We start from the raw sequence: 24,860 nt of genomic DNA, 5'->3' as shown, positions 1-24,860 counted from the left end.
AATCCGACTGGTGGTATTTAGCAGCAGATGACGCAATTTCGTCCGCTCTGCTTGGCCTGATACATCAGCTTGTCACAGCGATCCAGCAATGCTTCGCCGCTTTCATTTTCCTGCAGCATCGCTACCCCTGCGCTGATCGTCATACGCAGCGGCTCGTCCTTGATCTCGAAGTGCGTCGCTTCAATGGCCAGCCGGATCCGCTCCGCTACCTGTGCTGCCGCGCTGCAGTCGGTGTCGCCCAGTATCACCAGGAATTCCTCTCCGCCGAACCGGAACAGGTTGTCGACCGAGCGCAGGCAGCCATGCATGCATTCGACCACAGCCTTCAACGCCAGGTCGCCGCCAGCATGTCCGTAGCGGTCGTTGATTGCCTTGAAGTGGTCGATGTCCATGATGATCATGGCCAGCGGTCGGCCATGACCCGCTGCGGCCGGAATCTCACGTTCCATCGCATGTCTGAGCGCAAAGCGATTGCCTGCGCCGGTGAGGCTGTCACTGAGCGCACGCTGCATGGCCTGGTGATACAGCAGGGCATTGCGCAGCGGGTAGAGCAGGATGCCCATCAGGCTTTCGATCTGCGCCAGTTCGGCGTCGTCGAACCGTTTCGAGCGGCTGAATTGTATGTCGCCAAGATACTCACCGGCGTGGGTGATCCGGTAGTTGCAACGATGGGTAGCGGCTTTGCCGTTTTGCAGAAGAATATTGTGAGCAGCGTGAGTGAAACGCAGCTCATCCAGTGCCATATGTTCGGCTAGTTGAGCGAAGAACATGCTCAGGACGCGATCGAGCTCGAGACTGGTCTGTAGCATCTGGGCGAGCCGTTGCTGCAGGGCAGGCAGGTCAGTGATCCGCGGGCGTGGCGCAGCCACTCGGTGGACGGCCGACGGCAATCCGAGCTTCAGGCGCGCTGAATCGAAATCGATGGTATTGCCCAGGGTGGACGACATTACAGATCCCTTATATGCTGGTCAGGATGTTTTCAGCAGGAATCGTGCCAATAATATATATCGTTATATATCAGATAGATAGGGCTGTCGTGGCGAGCTCCGGCAAGCCGGGCGGCAGCTTCTTGCCGCCCGGAACGGCAGACGCGGGATCTTGCCGCAAGCGTGCCAGAATAGTAACTATTGTGCGTCCAGTGCCTGTCCATTGATGGTTTTGCTGTCGGGACCAAGCAGATAGAGAAACACGGGCATGATCTCTGCAGGTTCCGGGTTCTTTTCCGGGGCTTCGCCAGGGTAAGCCGCAGCGCGCATTGACGTCCGGGTAGCGCCGGGATTGATGCTGTTAGCGCGAATCGTGCTGGTGCCGTCCTGCTCGTCGGCAAACACCTGCATCAGGCCTTCCAGGGCAAACTTGCTGACTGCGTAGGGCCCCCAGTAGGCGCGGCCCTTGCGGCCGACGCTGGACGATACAAACACAACAGAGGCGTCCAGCGCTGCGCGCAGCAAGGGCATCATTGCCTTGGTCAGCACGAAGGGTGCGTTGACGTTGACCTGCATAAGCTGAAGCCAGGCCTCCGTCTTGACGCTATCCAGTGGCGTACGTGGGCCGAGAAGCCCGGCGTTGTGCACCAGGCCGTCGAGCTTGCCGAATGTGTCGAACAGCTGATCAGCCAGGTCATCGAAATCCTTTTCCACCGCGGTTTCCAGATTCAGCGGGCAGATGGCTGGCTGCGGGTGACCCGCTGCTTCAATCTCGTCGTACACCTCTTCCAGTTTGGACAGCGTGCGGCCCACCAGCACCACCGAGGCGCCATGGGCAGCGCAGCTCAGCGCACAGGCACGGCCGATGCCATCGCCAGCGCCGGTGACCAGAATGACGCGGTCCTTCAGCAGGCCGGCTGGTGCGTTGTAATCAAACATGAAAGGTCTCCTGCGAGCGCAGCCGTTCCAGCCATGGGCGTAGGTCTGCTGCGGTATGAATACTGTGGGTGGCCTGCCAGTTCTCGGGGTCGTCGCCCACTGGCAGATAACCATAAAGCGCCGCAACGGTGGGCATTCCGGCGGCGCGGCCGGCCTGGATGTCACGCAAATGATCGCCGACAAATACCGATTGCTCGGGTTTGACGCCCATTTGCGTACAGGCTTTGAGCAAGGGCTCGGGATGCGGCTTGCTGCGCGTCACCTGATCAGGACAAACCAGGCTTTGACAGCGATCCGACAATTCCAGAGCTTCAAGTAAAGGAATACTGAAGCGGCTCAGCTTGTTGGTTACCACGCCCCAGGGCAAGCCTTCGTCATCCAGCCAGTCAAGCAGCGGCTCGATGCCGGGAAAGGGGCGCGTGAACACCGCGAGGTCGCGTTGATAACGCTGAAGAAAATCCTCGCGCAGATCATCAAAGCCCTGTGCGTCAGGCTGTATGTTGAATGCAGCGCAGAGCATGCCAACCGAACCGTTGGATACCGTCGGGCGCACCAGATCAGGATCGGCTGGTGCCAGGTTGCGGTCCGCGCGCATGGCCTGGATGATCGACATGAAGTCCCCCGCGGTATCGAGCAGGGTGCCGTCGAGGTCGAACAGAACGCTGGTGAGCATGTATCAGGCTCCGCGCTGGGTGTGGATCATGTAATTGACATCTACGCTGCGTTCCAGCTTGTAGGTCTTGAAAAGGGGGTTGTAGCCCAGCCCGGTAATGTCCTGCACGTCCAGTCCGGCTTGCCGTGACCAGGCCCCGAGTTCGGCCGGTCGAATAAACTTGGCGAACTCGTGGGTGCCACGCGGCAACAGGCGCAGTACATATTCGGCGCCGACAATGGCGAAGGCGAAGGACTTCGGGTTGCGATTGATGGTCGAGAAGAATACGTGCCCGCCCGGCTTGACCAGCGTGGCGCAGGCGCGGATCACTGAAGACGGATCCGGCACGTGCTCAAGCATCTCCAGGCAGGTAACGATGTCGAAGCGACCGGGATGCTGTTCGGCCATCTGTTCGGCCGTGCATTGCTCGTAATCAACCTCGACACCGGACTCGAGCTTGTGCAGGCTGGCCACGGCCAGGGGCGCTTCGCCCATATCTATCCCGGTCACCTTGGCCCCACGCAGCGCCATTGCCTCGGCAAGAATCCCGCCGCCGCAACCGACATCCAGTACTTCCTTGCCAGCCAGCCCGACCTTCTGGTCGATCCAGTTGGTGCGAAGCGGGTTGATCTCATGCAGCGGCTTGAACTCGCTGTTGCGGTCCCACCAGCGGCTGGCCAGGGCTTCGAATTTGGCGATTTCAGCCCGATCGACGTTAAGCGTCATTTTGTTTCCCTCGTTGAATCTTGCGTGCCCATTCCTGCGCTTCGGCAAGCAGTCTGGTCTGGTCGATACCTAGTAGCTTGCCGTCGCGGACCTTCTCCGCGCCGGCCACCCAGACGTCGGATACATGGCTGGCGTTGCAGCTATAAAGCAGCTGCGACAATGGGTTATGAACGGGTTGCTGGTCGAGACCCGAGAGGTCGACAGCAATCATGTCTGCGGCTTTGCCAGGCTCCAGGGATCCGGTTTCGTCGCCCATGCATAGCGCCTGGGCGCCACCCAGTGTCGCCATGCGCAGGGCGGTATGGGCATCCATCGCCGTCGGTTGGCCTGACACCCCTTTGGCCAGCAGTGAAGCAGTGCGCATCTCACCAAGCATATCCAGATCGTTATTGCTGGCGGCACCATCAGTACCGAGCGCTACATTTATGCCGGCATCAAGCATGCGCTGCACCGGGCTGAAGCCGCTGGCAAGCTTGAGATTGGATTCAGGGCAGTGGATTACGCTCACGCCGAGGTCCCTGATCAGCTCGAGATCCTCATCGCTGATCTGGGTCATGTGTACGGCCTGCAATCTGGGCGTCAGCAGGTTCAATTGGTGCAGCCGTTGCAGTGGCCGCAAGCCGGTCTGGCGCACGGAGTCTTCGATCTCCACGGCGGATTCGTGGATATGCATATGCACCGGCAGATCCAGCTCGTCGGCCAGGGTGCGAATCCGGGTCAGCGTCGCGTCGCCTACGGTGTAGGGTGCATGGGGTCCGAAGGCAACATTGACCAACTGGCTGTGTTTGACCTCGTCGTGCAGTCGCAGCCCCTTGGCTATACCTTCATCGCTGTTCTTCGCGCCGGGAATCGGATTGTCGATGACCGGAAAGGCCACCTGCGCGCGGATTCCGTACTCGAGCGCCACGCTGGCAGCGATCTCGGGATAGAAGTACATATCGACAAAACAGGTCGTCCCGCCGCGCAGCATTTCAGCTATGGCCAGTTCAGTGCCGCAGCGCACGAAGGCTTCATTGACCCACTGGGCTTCGGCCGGCCAAATGTGGTCGTTAAGCCAGTCCATAAGCGGCAGATCGTCGGCCATGCCGCGCAACAGACTCATCGCAGCGTGGCCGTGGGCATTGATCAAGCCGGGTATCAGCAGGCGGTCGGGCAGGTCGCGTCGCTCCGCGACTTTCAGATCGAGCGTCGCGCTGACCGGGACGATACCGGCGATTCGGCCTTGATGTACGGCGATGGCGTGGTTTTCGAGCACCAGGCCCGAGGGCACCACGGGCACGATCCAGCGCGGCGTGATCAGCAGGTCGATCGCGTCGGGCAGTGAAGTCATTAACAGTTCGCTTTGCATCATAGGCTGGCAGTATACCCTCTGGCTTTTATTGCTTGCAGCGACAATTAATCGCCCCGGGAGGGGCGTATACTGCTCCTTTAGTAGCGGAGCGAGATATGCAGCCACAACAGCAGTTGGCTATGGAAGCCAGTATCAATGCCATCGAGTGGAGCGGCAATGCTCTTCGCCTGTTGGATCAGCGGTCTTTGCCGGATGATGTAGATTATTTGGAATGCATGGACGCCGCCGCGATAGCCGGGGCTATCCGGGGTCAGGCGGTCCGTGGAAATTCGTTGATTGGCATTGCGGCAGCCTATGGCGTCGTGCTCGCAGCCAAAGCGATAGGCACGTCGGACAATTGGGAGGCGGCGCTTGCCGATGCTTTCGCCATGCTCGAAGCGTCCATGCCAGAGGTTATGCAGCCAAGCTGGGCATTGCGCATGATGCACGAACGCACGCGGCGCCTGGCGGATCATGTCGATGTGCCGGGTGAGCTGCTCAGCGCGGCGATATCCATCCATCACAGCGATATCGAAGCCAATCTCACTATGGGCAAGCTGGGTGCACAACTGATCCGCAAGCATCAGAAAGGCAAGCAAAACCTGATGACCCATGGTAACGCTGGTGCGCTGACCGCTGCGGGCTACGGTACGGCGTTAGGCGTAGTGCGGACTGCGCATGCCGCGGGGCTGGTGGATGCGATATATGTAAACGAAACGCGGCCGGGGCTGGAAGGGGCGCGGCTGACTGAATGGGAGCTGGCACAGCTGGGTATTGCTGCCCGGGTTGGCGTGGATTCGGCAGCCGGCCATCTGATGAAATCGGTGCCGATGACCTGGGTGGTCGTAGGCGCAGAGCGTATCGCAGCAAACGGTGACGTGATCAGCACTATCGGTACCTATGCGTTGGCGATACTGGCGATGCACCATGGGTTGCGCTTTATGGTCGTGGCGCCTTCGTCAGCCATCGACATGGGTCTGGAAATCGATGATGACGTTGCGCCGGATGAGCAGCCGGGTAACGATGAGCGCAGCAAGGTCAGTGCGCTGTCCCCGGGCCCGCTGACCTTTGACGTCACACCCGCAGATCTGGTGGATGTGATCGTGACGGAAAAAGGTCTTATTGAACGTCCGGACGCGGCCAGAATCGCGGATTTGATGAGTCATCGGCGGCTTCATTGAGAGCGCTTTCGCATCCCCGGGCAGATTTACGCTCACAGTAAGCTTGTGAGCGCCCCCAGCCTTTCTTGCGACTCCCTCCAGGGCTCGACTGTGGTACACTTTCCGCCTTTAATCCGGGGCCTCTCAGGAGGCCTCGCAAGCGTCGATCTTACGCGATAGGCATCATCAGGTTGCCGCCACCAAAAGGAATGCCGTTTCATGGGCGAACTGGCCAAAGAAATCCTTCCAGTCAATATCGAAGACGAGCTGAAACAGTCCTACCTCGACTACGCCATGAGCGTGATCGTCGGTCGTGCTCTGCCTGACGTGCGCGATGGCCTGAAGCCGGTTCACCGCCGCGTGCTGTTCGCCATGAGCGAGCTGAATAACGACTGGAACAAGCCATACAAGAAATCCGCCCGTGTGGTGGGTGACGTCATCGGTAAATATCACCCGCATGGCGACTCCGCCGTATACGACACCATTGTTCGTATGGCTCAGCCATTCTCGCTGCGTTACCTGCTGGTGGACGGGCAGGGCAACTTCGGTTCGGTAGATGGCGACAGCGCTGCTGCCATGCGATATACCGAAATCCGGATGACCAAGCTGGCCCATGAGCTGCTGGCCGACCTGGAAAAGGAAACCGTTGACTGGGTACCAAACTATGACGGTACCGAGCAGATCCCAGCGGTACTCCCGACCAAGGTCCCGAACCTGCTGGTAAACGGTTCCAGCGGTATCGCAGTCGGTATGGCGACCAATATTCCGCCGCACAACCTGACCGAGGTCATCAACGGGTGTTTGGCGCTGATTGCCAACCCTGAAATGTCCATTGATGAATTGATGGAACATATTCCGGGTCCTGACTTTCCCACGGCCGGGATCATCAACGGGCGAGCGGGCATTGTTGAAGCCTACAAGACCGGTCGCGGCCGCATTTACGTTCGCGCTCGTTGCGAGATCGAGGACATCGACAAGGTCGGTGGCCGCCAGCAGATTCTCATCCATGAGCTACCGTACCAGGTCAACAAGGCTCGTTTGATCGAGAAGATCGCCGAGCTGGTTAAAGAGAAGAAGATCGAAGGCATTACTGAGCTGCGCGATGAGTCCGACAAGGACGGCATGCGCGTAGTTATCGAACTGCGTCGCGGCGAAGTGGCCGAGGTCGTGCTGAACAACCTGTACTCGCAAACCCAGATGCAGAACGTATTCGGCATCAATATCGTTGGTTTGCTGGATGGGCGCCCACGGATCCTTAATCTCAAGGAGCTGCTGGAAGCCTTCGTACGGCATCGACGGGAAGTGGTTACCCGCCGTACCGTATATGAATTGCGCAAGGCGCGTGAACGCGGCCATATTCTTGAAGGTCAGGCGGTTGCGTTATCCAATATCGACCCGGTCATTGCACTGATCAAGGCATCGCCCTCACCAGCTGAAGCCAAGGAACGTCTGATTTCCACTGCCTGGGAACCCGGTGCGGTGTTGGAGATGGTCGATCGTGCTGGTGCGGATGTCTGTCGCCCCGATGAGCTGCCTGAGCAGTACGGGCTGCGTGAAGGCAAATATTATCTGTCTCCGGAACAGGCTCAGGCCATTCTCGAATTGCGCCTGCATCGCCTGACCGGTCTGGAGCATGAAAAACTGCTGACCGAGTATCAGGAAATCCTGGTCCAGATCGGCGAGCTGTTGCGCATTCTGAACAGCCAGGTACGGCTGATGGAAGTGATCGTCGAGGAGCTCGAGCTGATTCGCAGCAACTACGGCGATGCCCGTCGCAGTGAAATTGTCGCCTCACGCCTGGATCTGACTATCGCAGACCTGATCACCGAGGAAGACCGCGTTGTCACTATTTCCCATGGCGGTTACGCGAAGAGCCAGCCGCTGGCTGATTATCAGGCGCAGCGCCGGGGCGGCCGTGGGAAAGCAGCCACAGGCGTGAAGGATGAGGATTATGTTTCTCACCTGCTGGTAGCCAACAGTCACACAACCATCATGATGTTCTCGAGCAAGGGCAAGGTGTACTGGCTCAAGACCTACGAAATTCCCGAGGCGTCCCGCACCGCGCGTGGCCGTCCGCTGGTGAATCTGTTACCGCTGGACGAGGGCGAGTACATCACAACGATGCTGCCGGTCGATGAATACACCGAAGGCTGGTTTGTGTTCATGGCGACCGCCAAGGGCACGGTGAAGAAGACGCCGCTCGAGCAGTTCAGTCGTCAGCGTACAGTGGGTCTGATCGCGCTGGATCTGGACGAAGGCGATACGCTGATCTCCGCCGCTGTGACCAATGGTGAACGTGAAATCATGCTGTTCTCCGATGGCGGCAAGGTGACTCGATTCAAGGAGACCGATGTGCGGGCAATGGGTCGTACGGCCCGTGGTGTGCGCGGTATGCGCCTGGCAGAAGGGCAGTGCCTGGTGTCGATGATCGTGGCTGAAGAAGGCACTGCGATCCTTACCGCCTCCGAGCGAGGCTTCGGTAAGCGCACTCCAATCGAGGACTTCCCCCAGTACAAGCGCGGTGGTCAGGGCGTCATTGCCATGGTCTCCAATGAGCGCAATGGTCCGCTGGTCGGGGCCGTACAGGTCGTCGACGGTGAGGAAATCATGTTGATTTCCGATCAGGGCACATTGGTGCGTACCCGCGTCAGCGAAGTATCCAGCCTGTCGCGCAATACCCAGGGCGTGACGCTTATCAAGCTATCCAATGGCGAGAAGCTGGTCGGCCTGGAGCGCGTGCAAGAGCCCAGCGAGCTTGATGATGAGGAACTCGAAGAAGATGCCGACGCAGCGGATGTGACGGATGACATGGCGACCGGCCCGGCAGACGATGATGCCGCACCGACGATTGATGACCAGGAGTGAATGTGAGCAAGCGTCTGTTCAATTTCTGCGCCGGCCCGGCCGCGCTACCCGAAGCGGTACTGCAGCAAGCCCAGGCTGATTTGCTTGACTGGCAGGGCAAGGGTCTGTCAGTCATGGAAATGAGCCACCGCAGTGATGAGTTCGTCGGTATCGCCGAGCGCGCGGAGCAGGATTTACGCGATCTGCTATTGATCCCGAGTGACTACCGCGTGTTGTTTCTGCAGGGTGGCGCGAGCCAGCAGTTTGCGCAGATACCGTTGAATCTGCTGGGAGAAGGCGGAAGCGCCGACTATATCGATACCGGTATATGGTCACGCAAGGCCATCGAGGAAGCGTCCCGGTACGGGCACGTCAATGTGGCCGCCTCGGCAGAGGCCTATGACTATTTCGCTATTCCGGGGCAGAACGAGTGGAGCCTGTCAGACGAGGCGGCCTACGTACATTACACCCCCAACGAGACCATCGGTGGGCTGGAGTTCAACTGGATTCCGGAAGTAGGCGACAAACCATTGGTCGCGGATATGTCCTCGACCATCCTGTCCCGTCCGCTGGACGTGTCGAAATTTGGTCTGATCTATGCCGGCGCACAGAAGAACATCGGGCCCAGCGGTCTGGTAGTCGTCATCGTTCACGAAAGTCTGCTGGGCAAGGCGCACAGCAAGTGCCCCACCATGCTCGACTACAGCGTGGCAGCCAAGAACGGATCGATGTACAACACGCCGCCGACCTTTGCCTGGTATCTCTCCGGCCTGATTTTCCAGTGGCTGAAGGACAAGGGTGGTCTGGATGCGATGGAAAAGATCAACGATGCCAAGCAGCGCAAGCTCTACGCGGCTATCGATGGCAGCGAGCTGTATACCAATCCGATCAACATCGCCGACCGGTCGTGGATGAACATTCCGTTCCGGCTGGCTGATGATCGGCTGGACAAGCCTTTCCTTGCGGGCGCGGCTGAGCGCGGCCTGCTCAACCTGAAGGGGCACCGGTCAGTAGGCGGTATGCGCGCTTCCATCTATAACGCAGTGCCTGAAACGGCGGTGGATGCGCTGGTGGCCTATATGGCCGAATTCGAGAAACAGCACGGTTGATGTCCATGTCAGATGAAGCGCAGCTCCAGGCTCTACGAAACCGTATTGATACGATTGACGAGAAGATTCTCGAGCTGATCAGTGAGCGCGCCCAGTGCGCGCAGACGGTTGCTCAGGTCAAGCAGAAGTCGTTGCCCGCCGGTGCCAAGCCGGTGTACTACCGGCCTGAACGTGAGGCCTGGGTACTCAAACACATCATGGAGCTGAACAAGGGGCCCCTCGATAACGAGGAAATGGCCCGGCTGTTCCGCGAAATCATGTCTGCCTGCCTGGCACTTGAAGAGCCGCTCAAGGTCGCCTACCTGGGGCCGGAGGGCACCTTTACCCAGGCTGCCGCGATCAAGCATTTCGGGCATTCGGTGATCAGTGTGCCGATGGCGGCCATCGACGAAATCTTCCGGGAGGTTGCCGCTGGCGCGGTGCAATTCGGCGTGGTGCCGGTGGAGAATTCCACGGAAGGGGCAATCAACCATACGCTCGACAGCTTTCTCGAACACGATATGGTCATCTGTGGCGAGGTCGAGCTGCGTATTCATCACCATTTACTGGTCGGCGAGAACACCCGCACTGACAAGATTTCCCGCGTGTATTCTCACGCCCAGTCGTTGGCGCAGTGCCGCAAGTGGCTGGATGCGCATTACCCCAACGTCGAGCGGGTGGCAGTCAGCAGCAACGCCGAGGCAGCCAAGCGGGTTCGTGGAGAATGGAACTCCGCGGCTATCGCCGGTGATATGGCCTGTGAGTTGTACGAGCTGACCAAGATTGCCGAGAAGATTGAAGACCGTCCGGATAACTCCACGCGCTTCCTCATTATTGGCACTCAGTCAGTGCCTTCGACCGGTGATGACAAGACCTCCGTTATTGTGTCCACGCGCAACAAGCCTGGCGCGCTGCATGAGCTGCTGCAGCCTTTCCATGCCAATGGAATTGATCTGACGCGGATCGAAACGCGTCCGTCGCGCATCGGCAAGTGGACTTACGTCTTCTTCATCGATTTCTTTGGCCATCAGGATGATCCCCTGGTCAGGGATGTGCTGGAAAAGGTCAACAACGATTCGGTGGCTGTGAAGGTGTTGGGCTCCTATCCAAAAGCCGTCCTGTAATCTGCCTGTAGCGGGCAAGCGTTGTTTGCGAACAGCATTGCCCGGTCTCTCTCGAAGCTTGAGGTATGAACTATGAGTTGTGATTTCCTCGCCCTGGCGCTTCCGGGCGTGCAGAAGTTGAGCCCCTATGTACCCGGAAAGCCCATTGAAGAGCTGGCTCGGGAATTCGATCTCGATCCGGCTGAAATCATCAAACTGGCAAGCAACGAGAATCCGCTCGGTCCGGCACCGATGGCAATCAAGGCCATCCAGCAGGCATTACCGGATCTGACCCGATATCCGGACGGTAACGGTTTTGCTCTGAAGCAGGCTATTGGTAGCCGCTTCGGGTTTGACCTGGCGATGATTACACTCGGAAACGGCTCCAATGACATTCTCGAGTTGCTGGCCCGCGCCTTCGTTGCACCTGAGCATGAGGTGATCTTCAGTCAGCACGCTTTTGCTGTGTATCCGATCGTCACTCAGGCGGTGGGCGCCCGCGCGGTGGAAGTGCCTGCGCGCGATTGGGGGCATGATCTCGACGCCATGGCGGCCGCGATCACGCCAGCTACACGCGTGATATTTGTGGCGAACCCGAATAACCCGACGGGTACCTGGGTAGAGCGCGCGGCGCTAGAAGCCTTTCTTGACCGGGTGCCTGAGCGGGTGCTGGTGGTGCTGGACGAGGCCTATACCGAGTACGTCGAAGACGAGCACGCAGTGAATGGCTTCGATTACGTGACGCGCTATTCCAATGTGGTCGTATCGCGCACCTTCTCCAAGGCGTATGGCCTGGCCGCTTTGCGCGTCGGGTATTGCATCAGTAGTCCGGCTATCGCAGATGTGCTGAACCGGGTTCGCCAGCCATTCAACGTAAACAGTCTCGCGCTGGCGGCCGCAGTGGCCAGTCTGTCTGATCACGCCTACCTGGAAGAAAGTCGCCGCGCCAATCGCGAAGGCATGGCGCAGTTGGAGCAGGGGTTCCGTGAGCTGGGGCTGAACTGGATTCCCTCGCGCGGCAACTTCATTGCGGTCGATCTTGGACGCGAAGCAGCGCCTGTTTACCAGGGGCTGTTGCGCAGGGGCGTCATCGTACGTCCCGTTGCAGGCTACGGCATGCCGAATCACCTGCGTGTCACCATTGGGTTGCCGGCCGAAAACCAGCGTTTCCTGGATGCGCTGGCAGAGGTCCTGGCCGATGAATGATGTCACCGCTCCGTCACCCGAGGCGCCTATTATCGGGCGGCTGGCGGTAGTAGGGCTGGGCCTCATTGGCGGCTCCTTTGCGAAGGGCTTGCGGGCCAGCGGGATCTGTCGGGAAGTGGTCGGTTGCGATCCTGATCCGATGGCGCGTCGTATGGCTGTTCCGCTCGGGATCGTGGACCGGGTCACTGCCGATCTGGCCGAGGCGGTGCAGGGGGCCGATGTCATCATGCTCGCCGTGCCAGTGCTGGCAATGGAAGAAGTGCTCGCTGCGTTGGCCACGCTGGACCTGGGTCGGGCTGTATTGACCGATGCCGGCAGTACCAAACGCGGGGTCGTCGAAGCGGTTGAGAAGGCGTTCGGCAATATCCCGTCGCTGTTCGTGCCGGGTCATCCGATCGCCGGTTCGGAAAAAAGCGGTATCGAAGCTGCACGGGCAGATCTGTTCAAGCGACACAAGGTCATTCTCACTCCGCTGGAAAATACCAGCGAGCAGGCACTCGAGCGGGTGGCGAGCCTGTGGCGTGCCCTGGGTGGAGATGTGGAATTCATGGGGCTTACAGATCACGATGAAGTGCTGGCCGCGACCAGTCATTTGCCGCATCTGTTGGCGTTTTCGCTGGTCGATACGCTGGCCGCCCGCAGTGAGAACCTCGACATCTTTCGCTACGCTGCAGGCGGTTTCCGGGATTTTACCCGTATTGCCGCCAGCGATCCGGTGATGTGGCGCGATGTGTTTCTGGCCAATCGGGACGCCGTGTTGCGTAGTCTCGATGCCTTTACCAAGGATTTAAGCCGCTTGCGCGCGGCGGTCGAAGCGCGGGATGCCAATACCCTGCTGGGTGTGTTTACCCGGGCTAAGTCGGCGCGTGAGCATTTCAGTACTATTCTGGCCCGCAGGGCATATATGGAACCCATGCAGACTAAAATGACCAACTTCATAGCCGCTCCGGGTGGGTCTGTCACAGGACGCATCCGCGTACCAGGCGACAAATCTATCTCCCATCGCTCAATCATGCTTGGATCACTCGCCGAAGGGGTAACCGAGGTCGAAGGTTTCCTCGAGGGCGAGGACAGCCTGGCGACCTTGCAGGCGTTCCGCGACATGGGCGTAGTCATCGAAGGCCCGCACCACGGCCGGGTGACGATCAACGGTGTTGGCATGAACGGACTACAAGCGCCGCCCGGTCCGCTGTATGTGGGCAATTCCGGAACGTCCATGCGCTTGCTGTCCGGCCTGCTTGCCGCGCAGCGGTTCGATACGGTACTGACTGGCGATGCGTCGCTCTCCAAGCGGCCGATGGGCCGGGTCGCCAAGCCGCTGCGTGAAATGGGCGCTCGTATCGAGACCGCCAGCGATGGGCGTCCACCGCTGCGGATCTACGGCGATGGCACCCTGATGGGCATGGACTACACTATGCCGATGGCAAGTGCGCAGGTGAAATCCTGCCTGCTGTTGGCGGGCTTGTATGCATCAGGGTCGACTTCGGTCACCGAGCCTGCGCCTACCCGTGACCACACCGAGCGTATGTTGAAAGGCTTTGGCTATCCGGTAAAAGTCGAAGGCGCCACGGTCACGGTCGAACCGGGACATAAGCTGACGGCGTGCAAGATCGACGTTCCTGCAGATATCTCGTCCGCTGCGTTTTTCATGGTGGCCGCCAGTATTGCCGAAGGGTCCGACCTGCTGCTTGAGCACGTCGGCATCAACCCGACCCGTATCGGCGTGATCAATATCCTGCGCGCCATGGGTGGCGACCTGACTGTTGAGAACGAGCGCGAGGTAGGTGGCGAGCCAGTAGCCGATATACGCGTGCGCTATGCGTCACTGAAGGGAATCGAGATTCCTGTGGACCAGGTGCCGTTGGCTATCGACGAATTCCCCGCGCTGTTTGTTGCCGCGGCGTGCGCTGAAGGCCGCACCGTGTTGCGCGGTGCAGAGGAGCTGCGGGTAAAGGAATCGGATCGCATTCAGGTGATGGCGGACGGCTTGCAGGCGCTGGGTGTGTCCGCTGAGCCGACGCCTGACGGCATCATTATCGAGGGTGGCAATATTCATGGGGGCAGCATTGATAGCCACGGTGATCATCGCATCGCGATGTCGTTCAGCGTCGCTTCGTTGCGTGCGACTGGAGAGATTCATATCAACGACTGCGCCAACGTAGCGACATCATTCCCGGACTTTATCGGGCTTGCCCAAACGGCGGGCATTCAGGTCCGGTTGGAGGAAAGCGTGTGACAGAACAAGCCATACCGGTAATTACCATCGATGGGCCCGGTGGCTCGGGGAAAGGCACTATTGCAGGTTTGCTGGCGGCGAAGCTGGGCTGGAATCTTCTCGATTCCGGTGCCTTGTACAGGCTGCTGGCGTTTGCTGCGCAAAATCATGGTATCGCGCTGGACAACGAGAAAAGCCTGGAAGCATTGGCGGCTCACCTTGACGTCCGCTTCGCAACCTCGGAAGACAACCGGGAACAGCACATTCTTCTCGAAGGAGAGGAGGTCACCCGGGCGATCAGAAGCGAGGCGGTCGGCGCCAATGCTTCTGTCGTCGCTGCGTTATCCTCGGTTCGCGAGGCGTTGTTGCAGCGTCAACGCGTGTTTCGTGAGCCGCCGGGCCTGGTTGCTGACGGCCGGGATATGGGCACCGTGGTATTTACCGACGCGCCACTGAAGGTATTTCTGACCGCCAGTCCCGAGGAAAGGGCTGAACGGCGCCACAAGCAGTTGCTGGGTAAGGGTGAAACTGCTAATCTGGCGAGTCTTCTTGATGAGATTGTTGCTCGAGACGAGCGGGACATGAACCGCAGCGTTGCGCCTTTACGGCCTGCTGAGGATGCGCTCCTGATTGACTCTACCAGCATGACAATCGATGAGGTCCTGGAAAAGGTGCATGCGGAAGCGCTCAGGCGCGATCTGCTCAACTGATTTCAAAGGTCTTTTACCGGGAAACCAGCCCCACCGGTAAAAGGGTTTAAATAATCAACCCACGCAAGCTGGTGGCGTGGCGGGTATGTTTGCTGCAGGGCCCGCATTAGAGCGGCCAGGCGGTTACTGCCTTAATAAACATTTACAGGAATCCAAATGAGCGAAAGCTTTGCCGAACTTTTTGAAGAAAGCCTAGTAACCCTCGATATGGAGCCAGGCTCCATCATCACCGGTATTGTTGTGGACATCGACTCCGATTGGGTCACCGTTCACGCCGGTCTGAAATCCGAGGGTGTCATTCCGCGTGAGCAGTTCCTGAACGATCAGGGCGAACTGACCATCAACGTGGGTGATGAGGTGCACGTAGCACTGGAAGCCGTTGAAGACGGTTTCGGTGAGACCAAGCTGTCCCGTGAAAAGGCCAAGCGCGCCGAATCCTGGAAAGTCCTCGAAGCAGCTTTCGCCGCAGAAGAAATCGTCAAGGGTGTTATCAACGGCAAGGTCAAAGGTGGCTTTACCGTCGACGTCAACACCATCCGCGCGTTCCTGCCGGGTTCCCTGGTCGATGTCCGTCCGGTCCGCGATACCACGCACCTGGAAGGCAAAGAGCTGGAATTCAAGGTCATCAAGCTGGACCAGAAGCGCAACAACGTTGTCGTTTCCCGTCGTGCCGTCCTCGAAGCCGAGAACAGTGCCGAGCGTGAAGCTCTGCTGGAAACCTTGCAGGAAGGCCAGGTCGTCAAAGGTATCGTCAAGAACCTCACCGATTACGGCGCTTTCGTTGATCTGGGCGGCGTAGATGGCCTGCTGCACATCACCGATATGGCCTGGAAGCGTATCAAGCATCCTTCCGAGATCGTCAATGTCGGCGACGAGATCGACGTCAAGGTGCTGAAATTCGACCGCGAGCGCAACCGCGTTTCCCTGGGTCTGAAGCAGCTGGGCGAAGATCCATGGGTCGCCATCACTGGCCGTTATCCAGAAGGCACGCGTGTTAACGCGAAGGTCACCAACCTTACCGACTACGGCTGCTTTGCCGAGCTGGAAGAGGGCGTTGAAGGCCTGGTGCACGTTTCCGAAATGGATTGGACCAACAAGAACATCCATCCTTCCAAAGTCGTTCAGGTTGGCGATGAAGTGGAAGTCATGGTTCTGGATATCGACGAAGATCGTCGTCGTATCTCCCTGGGCATCAAGCAGTGCAAGATGAACCCGTGGGAAGAGTTCTCCAGCAAGTTCAACAAGGGCGACAAGATCTCCGGTTCGATCAAGTCGATCACCGATTTCGGTATCTTCATTGGTCTGGACGGCGGCATCGACGGCCTGGTTCATCTGTCCGATATCTCCTGGAACGAAGTCGGTGAAGAAGCCGTACGCCGTTTCAAGAAGGGCGACGAGATCGAAACAGTCATCCTGTCCGTTGATCCTGAGCGCGAGCGTATCTCTTTGGGTATCAAGCAGCTGGAAGACGATCCGTTCTCCAACTTCGTATCCTTGAACGAGAAGGGCAGCATCATCAACGGTACGGTCAAGGAAGTTGACGCCAAGGGTGCTGTAATTACCCTGGCTGACGATATCGAAGGTACTTTGAAAGCCTCCGAAATCAGCCGTGATCGCGTTGAAGATGCTCGCAACGTTCTGAATGTTGGCGACGAAGTTGAAGCCAAGGTCATCAGCATCGATCGCAAGAGCCGCGTCATCAGCCTGTCGATCAAGGCCAAGGACGTTGAAGACGAGAAAGAAGCCATCCAGGACCTGCGCAAGCAGGAAATGCTGGCAGCTGGTCCGACCACCATCGGTGATCTGATCAAGCAGCAGATGGAAAACAAGGGCAACTAAGCAAGCCTTTGTAATCCCTGAAAAAGGGCGACTTCGGTCGCCCTTTTTTGTGCGCGCAGGAAATCAGTAGCCGTCCCGCCTGATTTTGTCCTTTATCAGGCTGTTCAAACGGCGTCAAGCATGGTAAAACCGTTGAAAACGGATCTAGCCGCTTGATAAAAAAGGAAAAACCATGACCAAGTCGGAGTTGATCGAGCGCATAGTCGAACAGCAGGGACAGTTGTCGGCAAAGGATGTGGAGCTGGCGATCAAGACAATGTTGGAACACATGTCCCAGGCGCTGTCGACGGGCGAGCGAATCGAAATACGCGGATTTGGCAGTTTCTCGCTGCACTATCGCGCCCCTCGACTGGGGCGAAACCCGAAAACGGGCGATGCTGTAGAGCTTGATGGCAAGTTCGTGCCGCATTTCAAACCAGGCAAGGAGTTACGCGACCGCGTTAACGAGTCGCTCGAAAACGCCTGAGTCATATCAACCGCACTTGGCGCTGCGCTATACTCCGCTCAATATTCAGAAAGGGAGTGGCGGCAATGCAGTGGCTGAAGCGCGTGGCGCTTATCATCGTTTCCTTGCTGGTCGCCCTGGCGACCCTTGATTTCGTGCTGGAAAATCAGCAGGGAGTCACCTTGCAGTTTCTTGAACTGCAATCCCCGGAATTTCCTCTTTCGCTCTTCATCGTGTTGGCGTTCATCCTCGGTAGTCTGCTGGGTATTTTTATCGGTTGGTTGGTCACAACCCGACTGCGGCTGCGTCTCATGGTGCAGAACAATGAGCTGAACCGTCACCGTAAAGAAATAGACAAGCTGCGCACGCAGGCGATCAAGGGGTGATATGCGGGAACTGCTGTTCCTTGGACTGTTCATGGCGGCTCTGGCTATCGGTTGGTATCTGGGCCGGCGCGAGGCAATCAAGGTACGGTTCCTGGTAGAGCCGCACGGAAGCGCTATCGATCGACACTATTTCATTGGCCTCAATTATCTGCTGAACGAACAACCCGATGAGGCCATCGAGACCTTCATTCGTGCTTTGGAAGTCAATCCTGAAACGGTGGAAACCCACATTGCCATTGGCCGGCTGTTTTGCCAGCGGGGCGATGTTGAGCGTGCGATCAAGGTCCATCAAAACTTGCTGGCACGCCCTAACCTGACCCGTGAGCAGGGCGACCGGGTACAGTACGAACTGGCGCGGGACTATCTGACGGTCGGCATGTACCCGCGAGCAGAGCGCTTATTGGACGAGCTGATCAGTAACCAGTCTCCGATGCGCGCCGACGCTCTCGTCGATCTGGTGAGAATCCACGAACGCGAGCGGGACTGGGAACAGGCGGTGGAGGTGGGCGAGAAGCTCGTCACTGAGCGCCCGGCCTTTGCCGCAACACTTGCGCACTATCACTGCGAGCGGGCCTTGACAGCACAGCGCAAGCGCGACTGGCAGCAGGCCATTACGCATCTGGGCAGCGCATTAGGAGCCAACAGGGCGAATGTGCGGGCGATCCTGATGCTTGCAGAGCTTGAAGAGCAGCAGGGTAACCATCGAGAGTGCGTTAAATGGCTGAATCAACTGGCCGAAACCGATCCGGATTTTGTGCCTCAAGCCTTGCCGTTGGCGAGGCGCTGCGCAGATAATGGCGCTCTGAATTTATCCGGCTATCTCGACAAGGTAATTGGCCAGGCTAGAAGCTCGCCGATTGCTACCGTCATGGAACGTGCCGACGAGATAAAAAAACACTCAGGAACTGCTCCAGCCAGCCGATACATGGTGGCTCATCTCCAAGCTGAGCCCTCATTGCGCGGTCTGATCTACCTGATGGATCTGCACGAGAACGCCGTTGAGCCTAAAGGCCGGGAAAATCTGCTTGCACTACGGGGCGTTATCGAAGCGCTGATCTCGGACGCTCATCAGTACCGTTGCCAGGCGTGCGGCTTTTCCACTCGACAACTCCATTGGCAGTGTCCTACCTGTCATGGCTGGTCAACTATCAGACCGCTCAAGGGGCATAAAGCCATTTGAACCATTCCGATTTGCAACAGGAACCAAGCATGCCTTGTAATACATCCGTAATCGTTGCGCTGGATTATCCCGATGCGCCGTCTGCTCTGGCTATGGCGGATCAGCTTGAGCCCAAGCTGTGCCGCGTGAAAGTCGGCAAGGAGCTGTTTACCAGTTCCGGGCCAGCCGTGGTCGAAGCGCTTCAAGCCAAAGGCTTCGAAGTATTTCTGGACCTGAAATTTCACGACATCCCCAATACCACCGCTTGCGCCGTTCAGGCGGCGGCCGAGCTGGGTGTCTGGATGGTCAACGTCCATGCCGGTGGTGGACGGCGCATGATGGAAGCCTGCAGAGAGACCCTCGAGCGACGCGCGTCCGGTGCCAGGCCGCTGCTGACGGCGGTCACGGTGTTGACCAGTCTGGAGCAGGAGGATCTGCAGGAAGTTGGTATCGATATCGAACCCATGGTGCAGGTCCAGCGTCTGGCGCGGCTAACACAGGAATGTGGTCTGGATGGCGTTGTGTGCTCGGCGCGGGAAGCGCGGGCGTTGCGTGGTGCGTTGGGAGATGAGTTCTTGCTGGTCACACCGGGGATCCGTCCAGCCGACAGCAGCGCTGATGACCAGAAGCGTATCGTTACGCCGCGTCAGGCCCTTGAGAACGGCAGCAGCTATATGGTGATAGGGCGACCTATAACGCGCTCGGATCAGCCAATGAACGCGTTGAGGTCGATTCTGGCGGGTCTGGAAGGCTGACGAGAAGGGTAGGGCGGCAAGGATGGAGCTGAGCGCCTGAATAGCGAAACCTGTGAGAGATCAATGCTGAAGCGGCTGCGCCCTGTTCGGGGCAGCCGCGACGCTTACAGCTAATCAGCTCATTTGCGACTGCTGATAATTTTCCAGCCCAACCCTGTCGATCAGGCCAAGCTGGGTTTCCAGCCAGTCGATATGTTCTTCTTCTGATTCCAGAATATCTTCAAACAATTCGCGACTTCCGTAGTCAGCGACTGTTTCGCAATAGGCTATGGCTGTCTTCAGGTCAGGGATACCAGCCATTTCCAGGCGCAGATCGCATTCCAGGATTTCTCGGACATTCTCGCCGATAAGCAGTTTGCCAAGGTCTTGCAGGTTGGGGAGGCCTTCGAGAAACAGCACCCGCTTTATCAGCATGTCGGCGTGCTTCATCTCGTCGATGGATTCCTTGTATTCATATTCGCCCAGTTTTTCCAAGCCCCAATCCTGGAGCATTCGGGCGTGCAGGAAATACTGGTTGATCGCGACCAGTTCATTTCCCAATACAGTATTGAGGTGCTGGATAACTACGCTATCGCCTTTCATGACTCTATTCCTCAGGGTATATCAGACAGCAAGTCTGGTCCGGAGTCCCGGTGCTGTCAAACTATAACTGACTGATATAAAAAGGAATTACGAACGATTCGCAATAGTTTTGGCGTTGCTGGCTGATGCTCTGTTCAGGCTGCCACGAATTGAGCGCTCTGGAACGCCACTTGGCTGCCTACAAGGTTCTCGGCGAGCAGGGACTTGCATTCGCGTCCACATTTTCCGCACTGACTGGCGACGTCGAGTGTTGCGCGCAAATCCCGCATGCTGCTGGCCCCTTCGCTGATCGCTTCTCGGATCTGGCGGTCAGTTACACCCTTGCAAAGACAGATATACATGCACAACCCCCAACCCCGTGGACTTGGAAATCATGCTAATGCTAATGAGAATGCTTGTCAAACGCTGCTGGCTGTTTCGTTGTTGCGGAGATGAACCCCGTTTCATCCCGTTCCGAACCTACTCAAAGAAATAAGAATTCTGAATGTGGGCAGTGCGTACGGCCTGATGGCGCCGCGAAGCCGCATGCCTGCCGGGTTGCCGAACCTTTGTTCCGAATCAGGAGCGAACAACGATCGGCTTGCAGGGCGCTGCGGTTCATCGCAGCTTGTAAAGGGCATCGACTGTCATAGAATCGGCCTCAGAAGCCCATCGCTTCGCTAGGTCAACCACTGCTGATCGGTCGGCAGTGACCCTGGAGACGATAACTAGAATAACGGTCCTCCGCGGAGAACATGCATGACTCAATCTGGCGTATTGAAGCGTTCTACAATCCTGATCCACGGCTCCGTCGGTATGCCGCTGGCCATCATTGGCTACCCGTTAGTGGTCTATCTCCCACCGTTCTACGCTCAGGAGATCGGCCTGAACATGGGCTTGATGGCCCTGGTTCTGGTTCTGGCAAGAATGTCGGATGTAATCACTGATCCGCTTATCGGTACGCTGAGCGACCGCTGGCAGACCCGTTTGGGACGCCGCAAGCCCTGGCTGTTGATGGGCACACCCTTGATGTTGCTGGGCACAGTAATGATATTCATGCCGCCGGACGGAGCGGGCCTTGGTCATCTTTTGCTCTGGACCGTCCTGATGTATCTCGGCTGGACGATGGTGACGCTGCCCTATGGCGCCTGGGGCGCCGAGCTCTCTCCGCTGTATCATCAACGCAGCCGTGTCACGGCATCGCGCGAAGGTTATGTGCTTATCGGCCTGTTTCTCGCCGCACTGGCTCCGGCAATCGTGCAGTCGATGGCTGCTCGGTTTGCTGCTGGAGAAACGGACGGCGTGCTGATGAGCTTTATGATCTGGCTGGTCGGATCAGACGGCCAGCTGAGTATGGGTTATGGACCGATATTGGCAGGCATGGGCTGGATGTTGCTGCTGATGTTGCCGGTTACCGTGTTGCTGGTCGTGCTGTTCGTCAAGGAGGCGCCGGCGCGATCCATTCAGCGCACCGAGTGGAAGAAAGGCCTGCGGGTGCTCAAGAATAACGGTCCGTTCAAGCGCATGATGCTGATGTTGCTCATCGTCATTACCGGGGAGTCGTTCCGCAACGCGTTGTCCGTGTTCTTCATGCAGCACGTGATCCAGATCCAGGCGCAGATCGGCATGATGTACCTGCTGTATTTCGGGGTCGGGATTCTGGGTATTCCGTTCTGGCTGCTTCTGGGTAAGCGAATCGGCAAACACAAAGCATTCTGTGTAGCGGTGGGCGTATCAAGTGCCAGTATTCTGGGAATGTTTTTCTTGCAGGCAGGACAATTGGTGCCCTTTGCGATCATGTTCGCGCTGAAAGGATTCTGCTTCGCTGCCTTTCAGTTCCTGCCGCTTTCAATGCTGGCCGATATCGTGGATCTGGATACTGCGCGTAGCAAGGAACACCGTACCGGTCTGTTCTTCGCGATGTCAGGTATGGCGCAAAAGCTGGCAATGGCGATCGGGCTGGGCTTGTCGCTCGGGCTGTTAGCGCTGGTGGGTTTTGATGCCCAGGCTACAACCCATTCCGCGGATCAGCTACTTGCTCTTCGCGTGCTCTACATCCTTGGTCCGGTATCGCTATACATGGCGGCGTTCGCTATTGCCTGGCGCTACCCGCTCACCTCCGAGCGCCAGGAACGTATCAATCAATGGGTGATACGGCGTAACGCCCGGGTAGAAATGGCTGCCCGCACGACTTAGTCCAACGGAAGCGCCCCCGTCGCTCACGACGGGGCAAGCTTATGGGCCAGCCGGGGTTTCGCCTTCATCAACCACGACATCGCTTACCACCTCGGCAACGACTCCGTCAGCCGATCTGATCAAAACCAGGTCGGGACCGGCTTCACGCCATTCATAACCGGAGAAATCCGGTAGCTTGGCCAGTAGTCGCGGGTTTACGTTGCGGCCAGCGCCCGCCGGAAGCTCCTTGCCCTTCGTAATATTCCTGCTCAGGTCGGGTGAGAGTTTTTCGACAGGCTCGACGTATGCGCTGTATTCCGTGTACAGCCGGCGTATGGCGGCTTCTTCCTCGTGTAGATCGGGTTCAAGTTGGGATCCTTCCAGACGCGCCTGCTCGGCTGAATAACCGGGTGAGTCTGTTTCTACCGCCGGAGGCTGCGCATAACAAAGCGTGGCGGCGCCAAGGACAGGCATCAGCAGGGCGTAGCGGAATATCAAACGTGCGGGTACAGACATGTGCAATTTCCTCGCTTGAATCGGAGCAGCTGCGGGTCGGCTGACTGCACCTTCAGCATAGTCATTGCAACGTGACCTTGCCTGGAGGCGAGACGTTTGCGCTCGGCGCAGCTATCCATGCAGATAATGAATGATCATTCCTGAAGGTCGGTTTTGCTCGCGTTTGTCGCTTTAATCGGTATGTTTCCTTAGGAGATTCCGGATAATTAACAATCAAGTGAGGCTGAACATGGCATGCACAATCGAAGGCAAAGTAATCATCATCACCGGCGCCAGTAGCGGCATAGGCGAGGCGGCAGCGAGGCTGCTGGCGGCGCGAGGTGCGAAAGTCGTATTAGGAGCACGGCGGATAGAGCGTCTGGAGGCTCTTGTTGCGGAGATTACTGCAGCTGGTACAGAGGCCAGCGGCGGCGAAGCGGTTTGCCAGGCGACAGATGTCACCAGTGCAACGCAGGTACAGGCATTGGTGGACCTTGCCCTTGAACGTTATGGCCGTGTGGATGTGATGATAAACAATGCGGGTCTGATGGCTATCGCAAGCATCCATAAAGTGCGGGTAGAGGAGTGGGAGCGCATGGTGGATATCAATATCAAAGGCGTGCTGTACGGCATCGCGGCTGCACTCCCGGTATTCCAAAAGCAGAAAGTCGGACATTTCATCAATGTCGGATCCATTGCTTCCCACAAGGTTGCCCCAGGGGGCGCTGTTTATAGCGGAACCAAATTTGCGGTGAGAGCTATCAGTGAAGGGCTCAGACAGGAAGGTGGGGCGATTCGCTGCACAATGATCTCCCCGGGCGGAGTCAAGACAGAATTGCCGAAGGGCAGTTCAGATCAAACGACGGTGGCGACGCTCGAAGAGATGTATCGAACCGCACTTCCGGCTGAAACCATTGCCAGGGCAATGGCCTATGCCATCGAACAACCACCGGAAGTAGACGTGAACGAGATAGTGATACGACCTGCGGCGCAGGCCTTCTGAGGCGGGCTAGGTTATTTGGCAGGTTTGCCTGGGCGAGGCGCACCATATACCTGGCCGCTCTTGCCATTCGGGATTTTCTGAATTTCGCCGCCGGAGGCCAGGAAACTCTCTATCTGGCTATCGATAGAGCTGCTGGTGGCTATGGCAGCATCTGCCTTGCGCTTGCTGGTGGTGGTCTTCGCGGACATGGACGGCTGCCTTGTATAAGGAAAGGGCAGCCATCTTACACCTTTTTGCCAAACTTTGCTTGACATAAAGTGCGCTTTTAATATGGGCTTGGTCGAAATCGGATGACTGGCTGAGCTTGTGGTCAGCTGCCGCGAGACGTCGGAAGCCCAAATGCTTTGTATTCGTCACACCGATGCCTGATCAAGCCCGCCGGTTGACGGGGTGGAGCAAGTGTTGAAAACAGGAATGTTTTCACCAAGCCCCCAGGGCGGGTTTACGGCGTCTTGCACGGCCCTGGCAGCCGGCGGGCGATCGATAGTTGATCAGTTCAGTGCTGGTGTCCACCTACGCCATGCGCATGCCCATGGGCCAGTTCTTCTTCGGTCGCCTCACGGACCGACAGAATCTCGATGTCGAACGTCAGATCCTTGCCAGCCAACGGGTGGTTGGAGTCGACTTCGGCCTGTGAGAGGCCAACTTTGACGATGGTGACCTGACGTGGACCGTCTTCTGTCTGGATCACAGCGACCATGCCGGGCTTCCATTTCTTGGCGCCCTGCAAGTGTTTGACCTGGACCTTCTGGATCGCATTTTCCCGCTTCGGTCCATAGGCCTGCTCCGCGGTCAGCTCTACAGTGAAGCGGTCACCGGTCTCATGTCCTTCGAGGGCTTCAACCAGGCTGTCGATCAGGCCGGGCTGGCCGTGAAGATAAAGCACCGGTTCGTGTTTGCGGGAGTTTTCGATTTCGCCATTGGCGTCGGACAGACTGTAGTGAAACTCTACAACGGCGTTCTTTGTAATCTGCATATATGGATGGATTCCGATAGGGCTATTTGACTGAGCGCATTATCCAGATTTGCGCTCAGTATTGCCATGCCAGCGGCCCCTGCGCCACGGCTATTGCGAGACATTCAAGCCACATTGTGGTGATGGCGAAGGGGTACAAATACCATTAGTGTATCCATCCTCAAACA

Annotated in this window: 24 protein-coding genes; 14 read left to right on the top strand and 10 right to left on the bottom strand. The window is 57.8% G+C overall.

Annotated elements, in window-relative coordinates; all coding sequences use genetic code 11:
• Positions 1 to 17: 17 nt before the first annotated feature.
• The 5 genes from FZE95_RS11590 to FZE95_RS11570 all read right to left on the bottom strand — a co-directional run bounded on the left by FZE95_RS11590 (position 18) and on the right by FZE95_RS11570 (position 4,573).
• The gene (locus FZE95_RS11590) at positions 18 to 947 is read right to left on the bottom strand and encodes a GGDEF domain-containing protein (RefSeq protein WP_150301011.1); all 930 of its coding nucleotides are present in this window, start codon (positions 945 to 947) and stop codon (positions 18 to 20) included.
• Positions 948 to 1,124: 177 nt separating this feature from the next.
• Entirely contained in the window at positions 1,125 to 1,865 is a 741-nt protein-coding gene (locus FZE95_RS11585; protein WP_150301010.1) for a YciK family oxidoreductase, read from the bottom strand.
• Positions 1,858 to 2,538, bottom strand: coding sequence for an HAD family hydrolase (locus tag FZE95_RS11580; RefSeq protein WP_150301009.1), 681 nt, complete (start codon positions 2,536 to 2,538; stop codon positions 1,858 to 1,860). Before FZE95_RS11580 ends, FZE95_RS11585 begins: the two co-directional genes overlap by 8 nt.
• A gap of 3 nt (positions 2,539 to 2,541) precedes the next feature.
• Entirely contained in the window at positions 2,542 to 3,243 is a 702-nt protein-coding gene (gene ubiG, locus FZE95_RS11575; RefSeq protein ID WP_150301008.1) for a bifunctional 2-polyprenyl-6-hydroxyphenol methylase/3-demethylubiquinol 3-O-methyltransferase UbiG, read from the bottom strand.
• Positions 3,233 to 4,573, bottom strand: coding sequence for a TRZ/ATZ family hydrolase (locus tag FZE95_RS11570; RefSeq protein ID WP_150301007.1), 1,341 nt, complete (start codon positions 4,571 to 4,573; stop codon positions 3,233 to 3,235). The genes ubiG and FZE95_RS11570 overlap by 11 nt, the downstream gene beginning before the upstream one ends.
• Before the next feature lie 116 nt (positions 4,574 to 4,689).
• On the opposite strand from FZE95_RS11570, the gene mtnA reads away from it, so the two are divergent.
• The 12 genes from mtnA to pyrF all read left to right on the top strand — a co-directional run bounded on the left by mtnA (position 4,690) and on the right by pyrF (position 19,483).
• Complete coding sequence (gene mtnA / locus FZE95_RS11565; protein WP_397387130.1) at positions 4,690 to 5,754, top strand: S-methyl-5-thioribose-1-phosphate isomerase; 1,065 nt, start codon at positions 4,690 to 4,692, stop codon at positions 5,752 to 5,754.
• A 198-nt stretch (positions 5,755 to 5,952) separates the two neighbouring features.
• Positions 5,953 to 8,598 (top strand): DNA gyrase subunit A, encoded by a 2,646-nt coding sequence (gene gyrA / locus FZE95_RS11560; protein ID WP_150301006.1) that lies wholly within the window; start codon positions 5,953 to 5,955, stop codon positions 8,596 to 8,598.
• A gap of 2 nt (positions 8,599 to 8,600) precedes the next feature.
• Positions 8,601 to 9,686, top strand: a complete 1,086-nt coding sequence (gene serC / locus FZE95_RS11555) for a 3-phosphoserine/phosphohydroxythreonine transaminase (protein WP_150301005.1) — start codon at positions 8,601 to 8,603, stop codon at positions 9,684 to 9,686.
• A gap of 5 nt (positions 9,687 to 9,691) precedes the next feature.
• On the top strand, positions 9,692 to 10,789 hold the full coding sequence (gene pheA / locus FZE95_RS11550; RefSeq protein ID WP_150301004.1) for a prephenate dehydratase: 1,098 nt from the start codon (positions 9,692 to 9,694) through the stop codon (positions 10,787 to 10,789).
• Positions 10,790 to 10,861: 72 nt separating this feature from the next.
• Positions 10,862 to 11,974 (top strand): histidinol-phosphate transaminase, encoded by a 1,113-nt coding sequence (gene hisC, locus FZE95_RS11545; RefSeq protein ID WP_150301003.1) that lies wholly within the window; start codon positions 10,862 to 10,864, stop codon positions 11,972 to 11,974.
• Positions 11,967 to 14,210 carry a bifunctional prephenate dehydrogenase/3-phosphoshikimate 1-carboxyvinyltransferase gene (locus FZE95_RS11540; protein WP_150301002.1) on the top strand — a complete coding sequence of 748 codons (2,244 nt, stop codon included), beginning with the start codon at positions 11,967 to 11,969 and terminating at the stop codon, positions 14,208 to 14,210. The genes hisC and FZE95_RS11540 overlap by 8 nt, the downstream gene beginning before the upstream one ends.
• Positions 14,207 to 14,899, top strand: a complete 693-nt coding sequence (gene cmk, locus FZE95_RS11535; protein ID WP_150301001.1) for a (d)CMP kinase — start codon at positions 14,207 to 14,209, stop codon at positions 14,897 to 14,899. The genes FZE95_RS11540 and cmk overlap by 4 nt, the downstream gene beginning before the upstream one ends.
• 156 nt (positions 14,900 to 15,055) lie before the next feature.
• The gene (gene rpsA / locus FZE95_RS11530; RefSeq protein ID WP_150301000.1) at positions 15,056 to 16,738 is read left to right on the top strand and encodes a 30S ribosomal protein S1; all 1,683 of its coding nucleotides are present in this window, start codon (positions 15,056 to 15,058) and stop codon (positions 16,736 to 16,738) included.
• 172 nt (positions 16,739 to 16,910) lie between these two features.
• Positions 16,911 to 17,204, top strand: a complete 294-nt coding sequence (gene ihfB / locus FZE95_RS11525; protein WP_150300999.1) for an integration host factor subunit beta — start codon at positions 16,911 to 16,913, stop codon at positions 17,202 to 17,204.
• Between the two features lie 65 nt (positions 17,205 to 17,269).
• Positions 17,270 to 17,569, top strand: a complete 300-nt coding sequence (locus FZE95_RS11520; RefSeq protein ID WP_150300998.1) for a lipopolysaccharide assembly protein LapA domain-containing protein — start codon at positions 17,270 to 17,272, stop codon at positions 17,567 to 17,569.
• A gap of 1 nt (position 17,570) precedes the next feature.
• Positions 17,571 to 18,749, top strand: a complete 1,179-nt coding sequence (lapB, locus tag FZE95_RS11515) for a lipopolysaccharide assembly protein LapB (RefSeq protein WP_150300997.1) — start codon at positions 17,571 to 17,573, stop codon at positions 18,747 to 18,749.
• A 29-nt stretch (positions 18,750 to 18,778) separates the two neighbouring features.
• On the top strand, positions 18,779 to 19,483 hold the full coding sequence (pyrF, locus tag FZE95_RS11510; protein ID WP_150300996.1) for an orotidine-5'-phosphate decarboxylase: 705 nt from the start codon (positions 18,779 to 18,781) through the stop codon (positions 19,481 to 19,483).
• Positions 19,484 to 19,597: 114 nt separating this feature from the next.
• Here pyrF and bfr read toward each other — a convergent pair whose 3' ends face one another.
• The gene (bfr, locus tag FZE95_RS11505; protein ID WP_150300995.1) at positions 19,598 to 20,065 is read right to left on the bottom strand and encodes a bacterioferritin; all 468 of its coding nucleotides are present in this window, start codon (positions 20,063 to 20,065) and stop codon (positions 19,598 to 19,600) included.
• A gap of 134 nt (positions 20,066 to 20,199) precedes the next feature.
• Positions 20,200 to 20,406, bottom strand: coding sequence for a bacterioferritin-associated ferredoxin (locus FZE95_RS11500; protein WP_150300994.1), 207 nt, complete (start codon positions 20,404 to 20,406; stop codon positions 20,200 to 20,202).
• A gap of 397 nt (positions 20,407 to 20,803) precedes the next feature.
• On the opposite strand from FZE95_RS11500, the gene FZE95_RS11495 reads away from it, so the two are divergent.
• The gene (locus FZE95_RS11495) at positions 20,804 to 22,240 is read left to right on the top strand and encodes an MFS transporter (RefSeq protein WP_150300993.1); all 1,437 of its coding nucleotides are present in this window, start codon (positions 20,804 to 20,806) and stop codon (positions 22,238 to 22,240) included.
• A 39-nt stretch (positions 22,241 to 22,279) separates the two neighbouring features.
• Here FZE95_RS11495 and FZE95_RS11490 read toward each other — a convergent pair whose 3' ends face one another.
• Entirely contained in the window at positions 22,280 to 22,735 is a 456-nt protein-coding gene (locus FZE95_RS11490) for a hypothetical protein (protein ID WP_150300992.1), read from the bottom strand.
• Between the two features lie 229 nt (positions 22,736 to 22,964).
• Here FZE95_RS11490 and FZE95_RS11485 point away from each other — a divergent pair, with 229 nt between their 5' ends.
• A complete protein-coding gene (locus tag FZE95_RS11485; RefSeq protein ID WP_150301051.1) occupies positions 22,965 to 23,717 on the top strand; it encodes an SDR family oxidoreductase in 753 nt (250 codons plus the stop codon).
• A gap of 11 nt (positions 23,718 to 23,728) precedes the next feature.
• On the opposite strand, the gene FZE95_RS19620 is transcribed toward FZE95_RS11485, so the two are convergent.
• Positions 23,729 to 23,905 (bottom strand): hypothetical protein, encoded by a 177-nt coding sequence (locus tag FZE95_RS19620; RefSeq protein WP_178100974.1) that lies wholly within the window; start codon positions 23,903 to 23,905, stop codon positions 23,729 to 23,731.
• A 308-nt stretch (positions 23,906 to 24,213) separates the two neighbouring features.
• Positions 24,214 to 24,693, bottom strand: a complete 480-nt coding sequence (locus tag FZE95_RS11480) for an FKBP-type peptidyl-prolyl cis-trans isomerase (protein ID WP_150300991.1) — start codon at positions 24,691 to 24,693, stop codon at positions 24,214 to 24,216.
• Positions 24,694 to 24,860 lie beyond the last annotated feature (167 nt).

The organism is Pseudomonas profundi (assembly GCF_008638305.1).
GTDB lineage: Bacteria > Pseudomonadota > Gammaproteobacteria > Pseudomonadales > Pseudomonadaceae > Halopseudomonas > Halopseudomonas profundi.
This window is presented reverse-complemented; position numbering and strand designations above follow the sequence as displayed.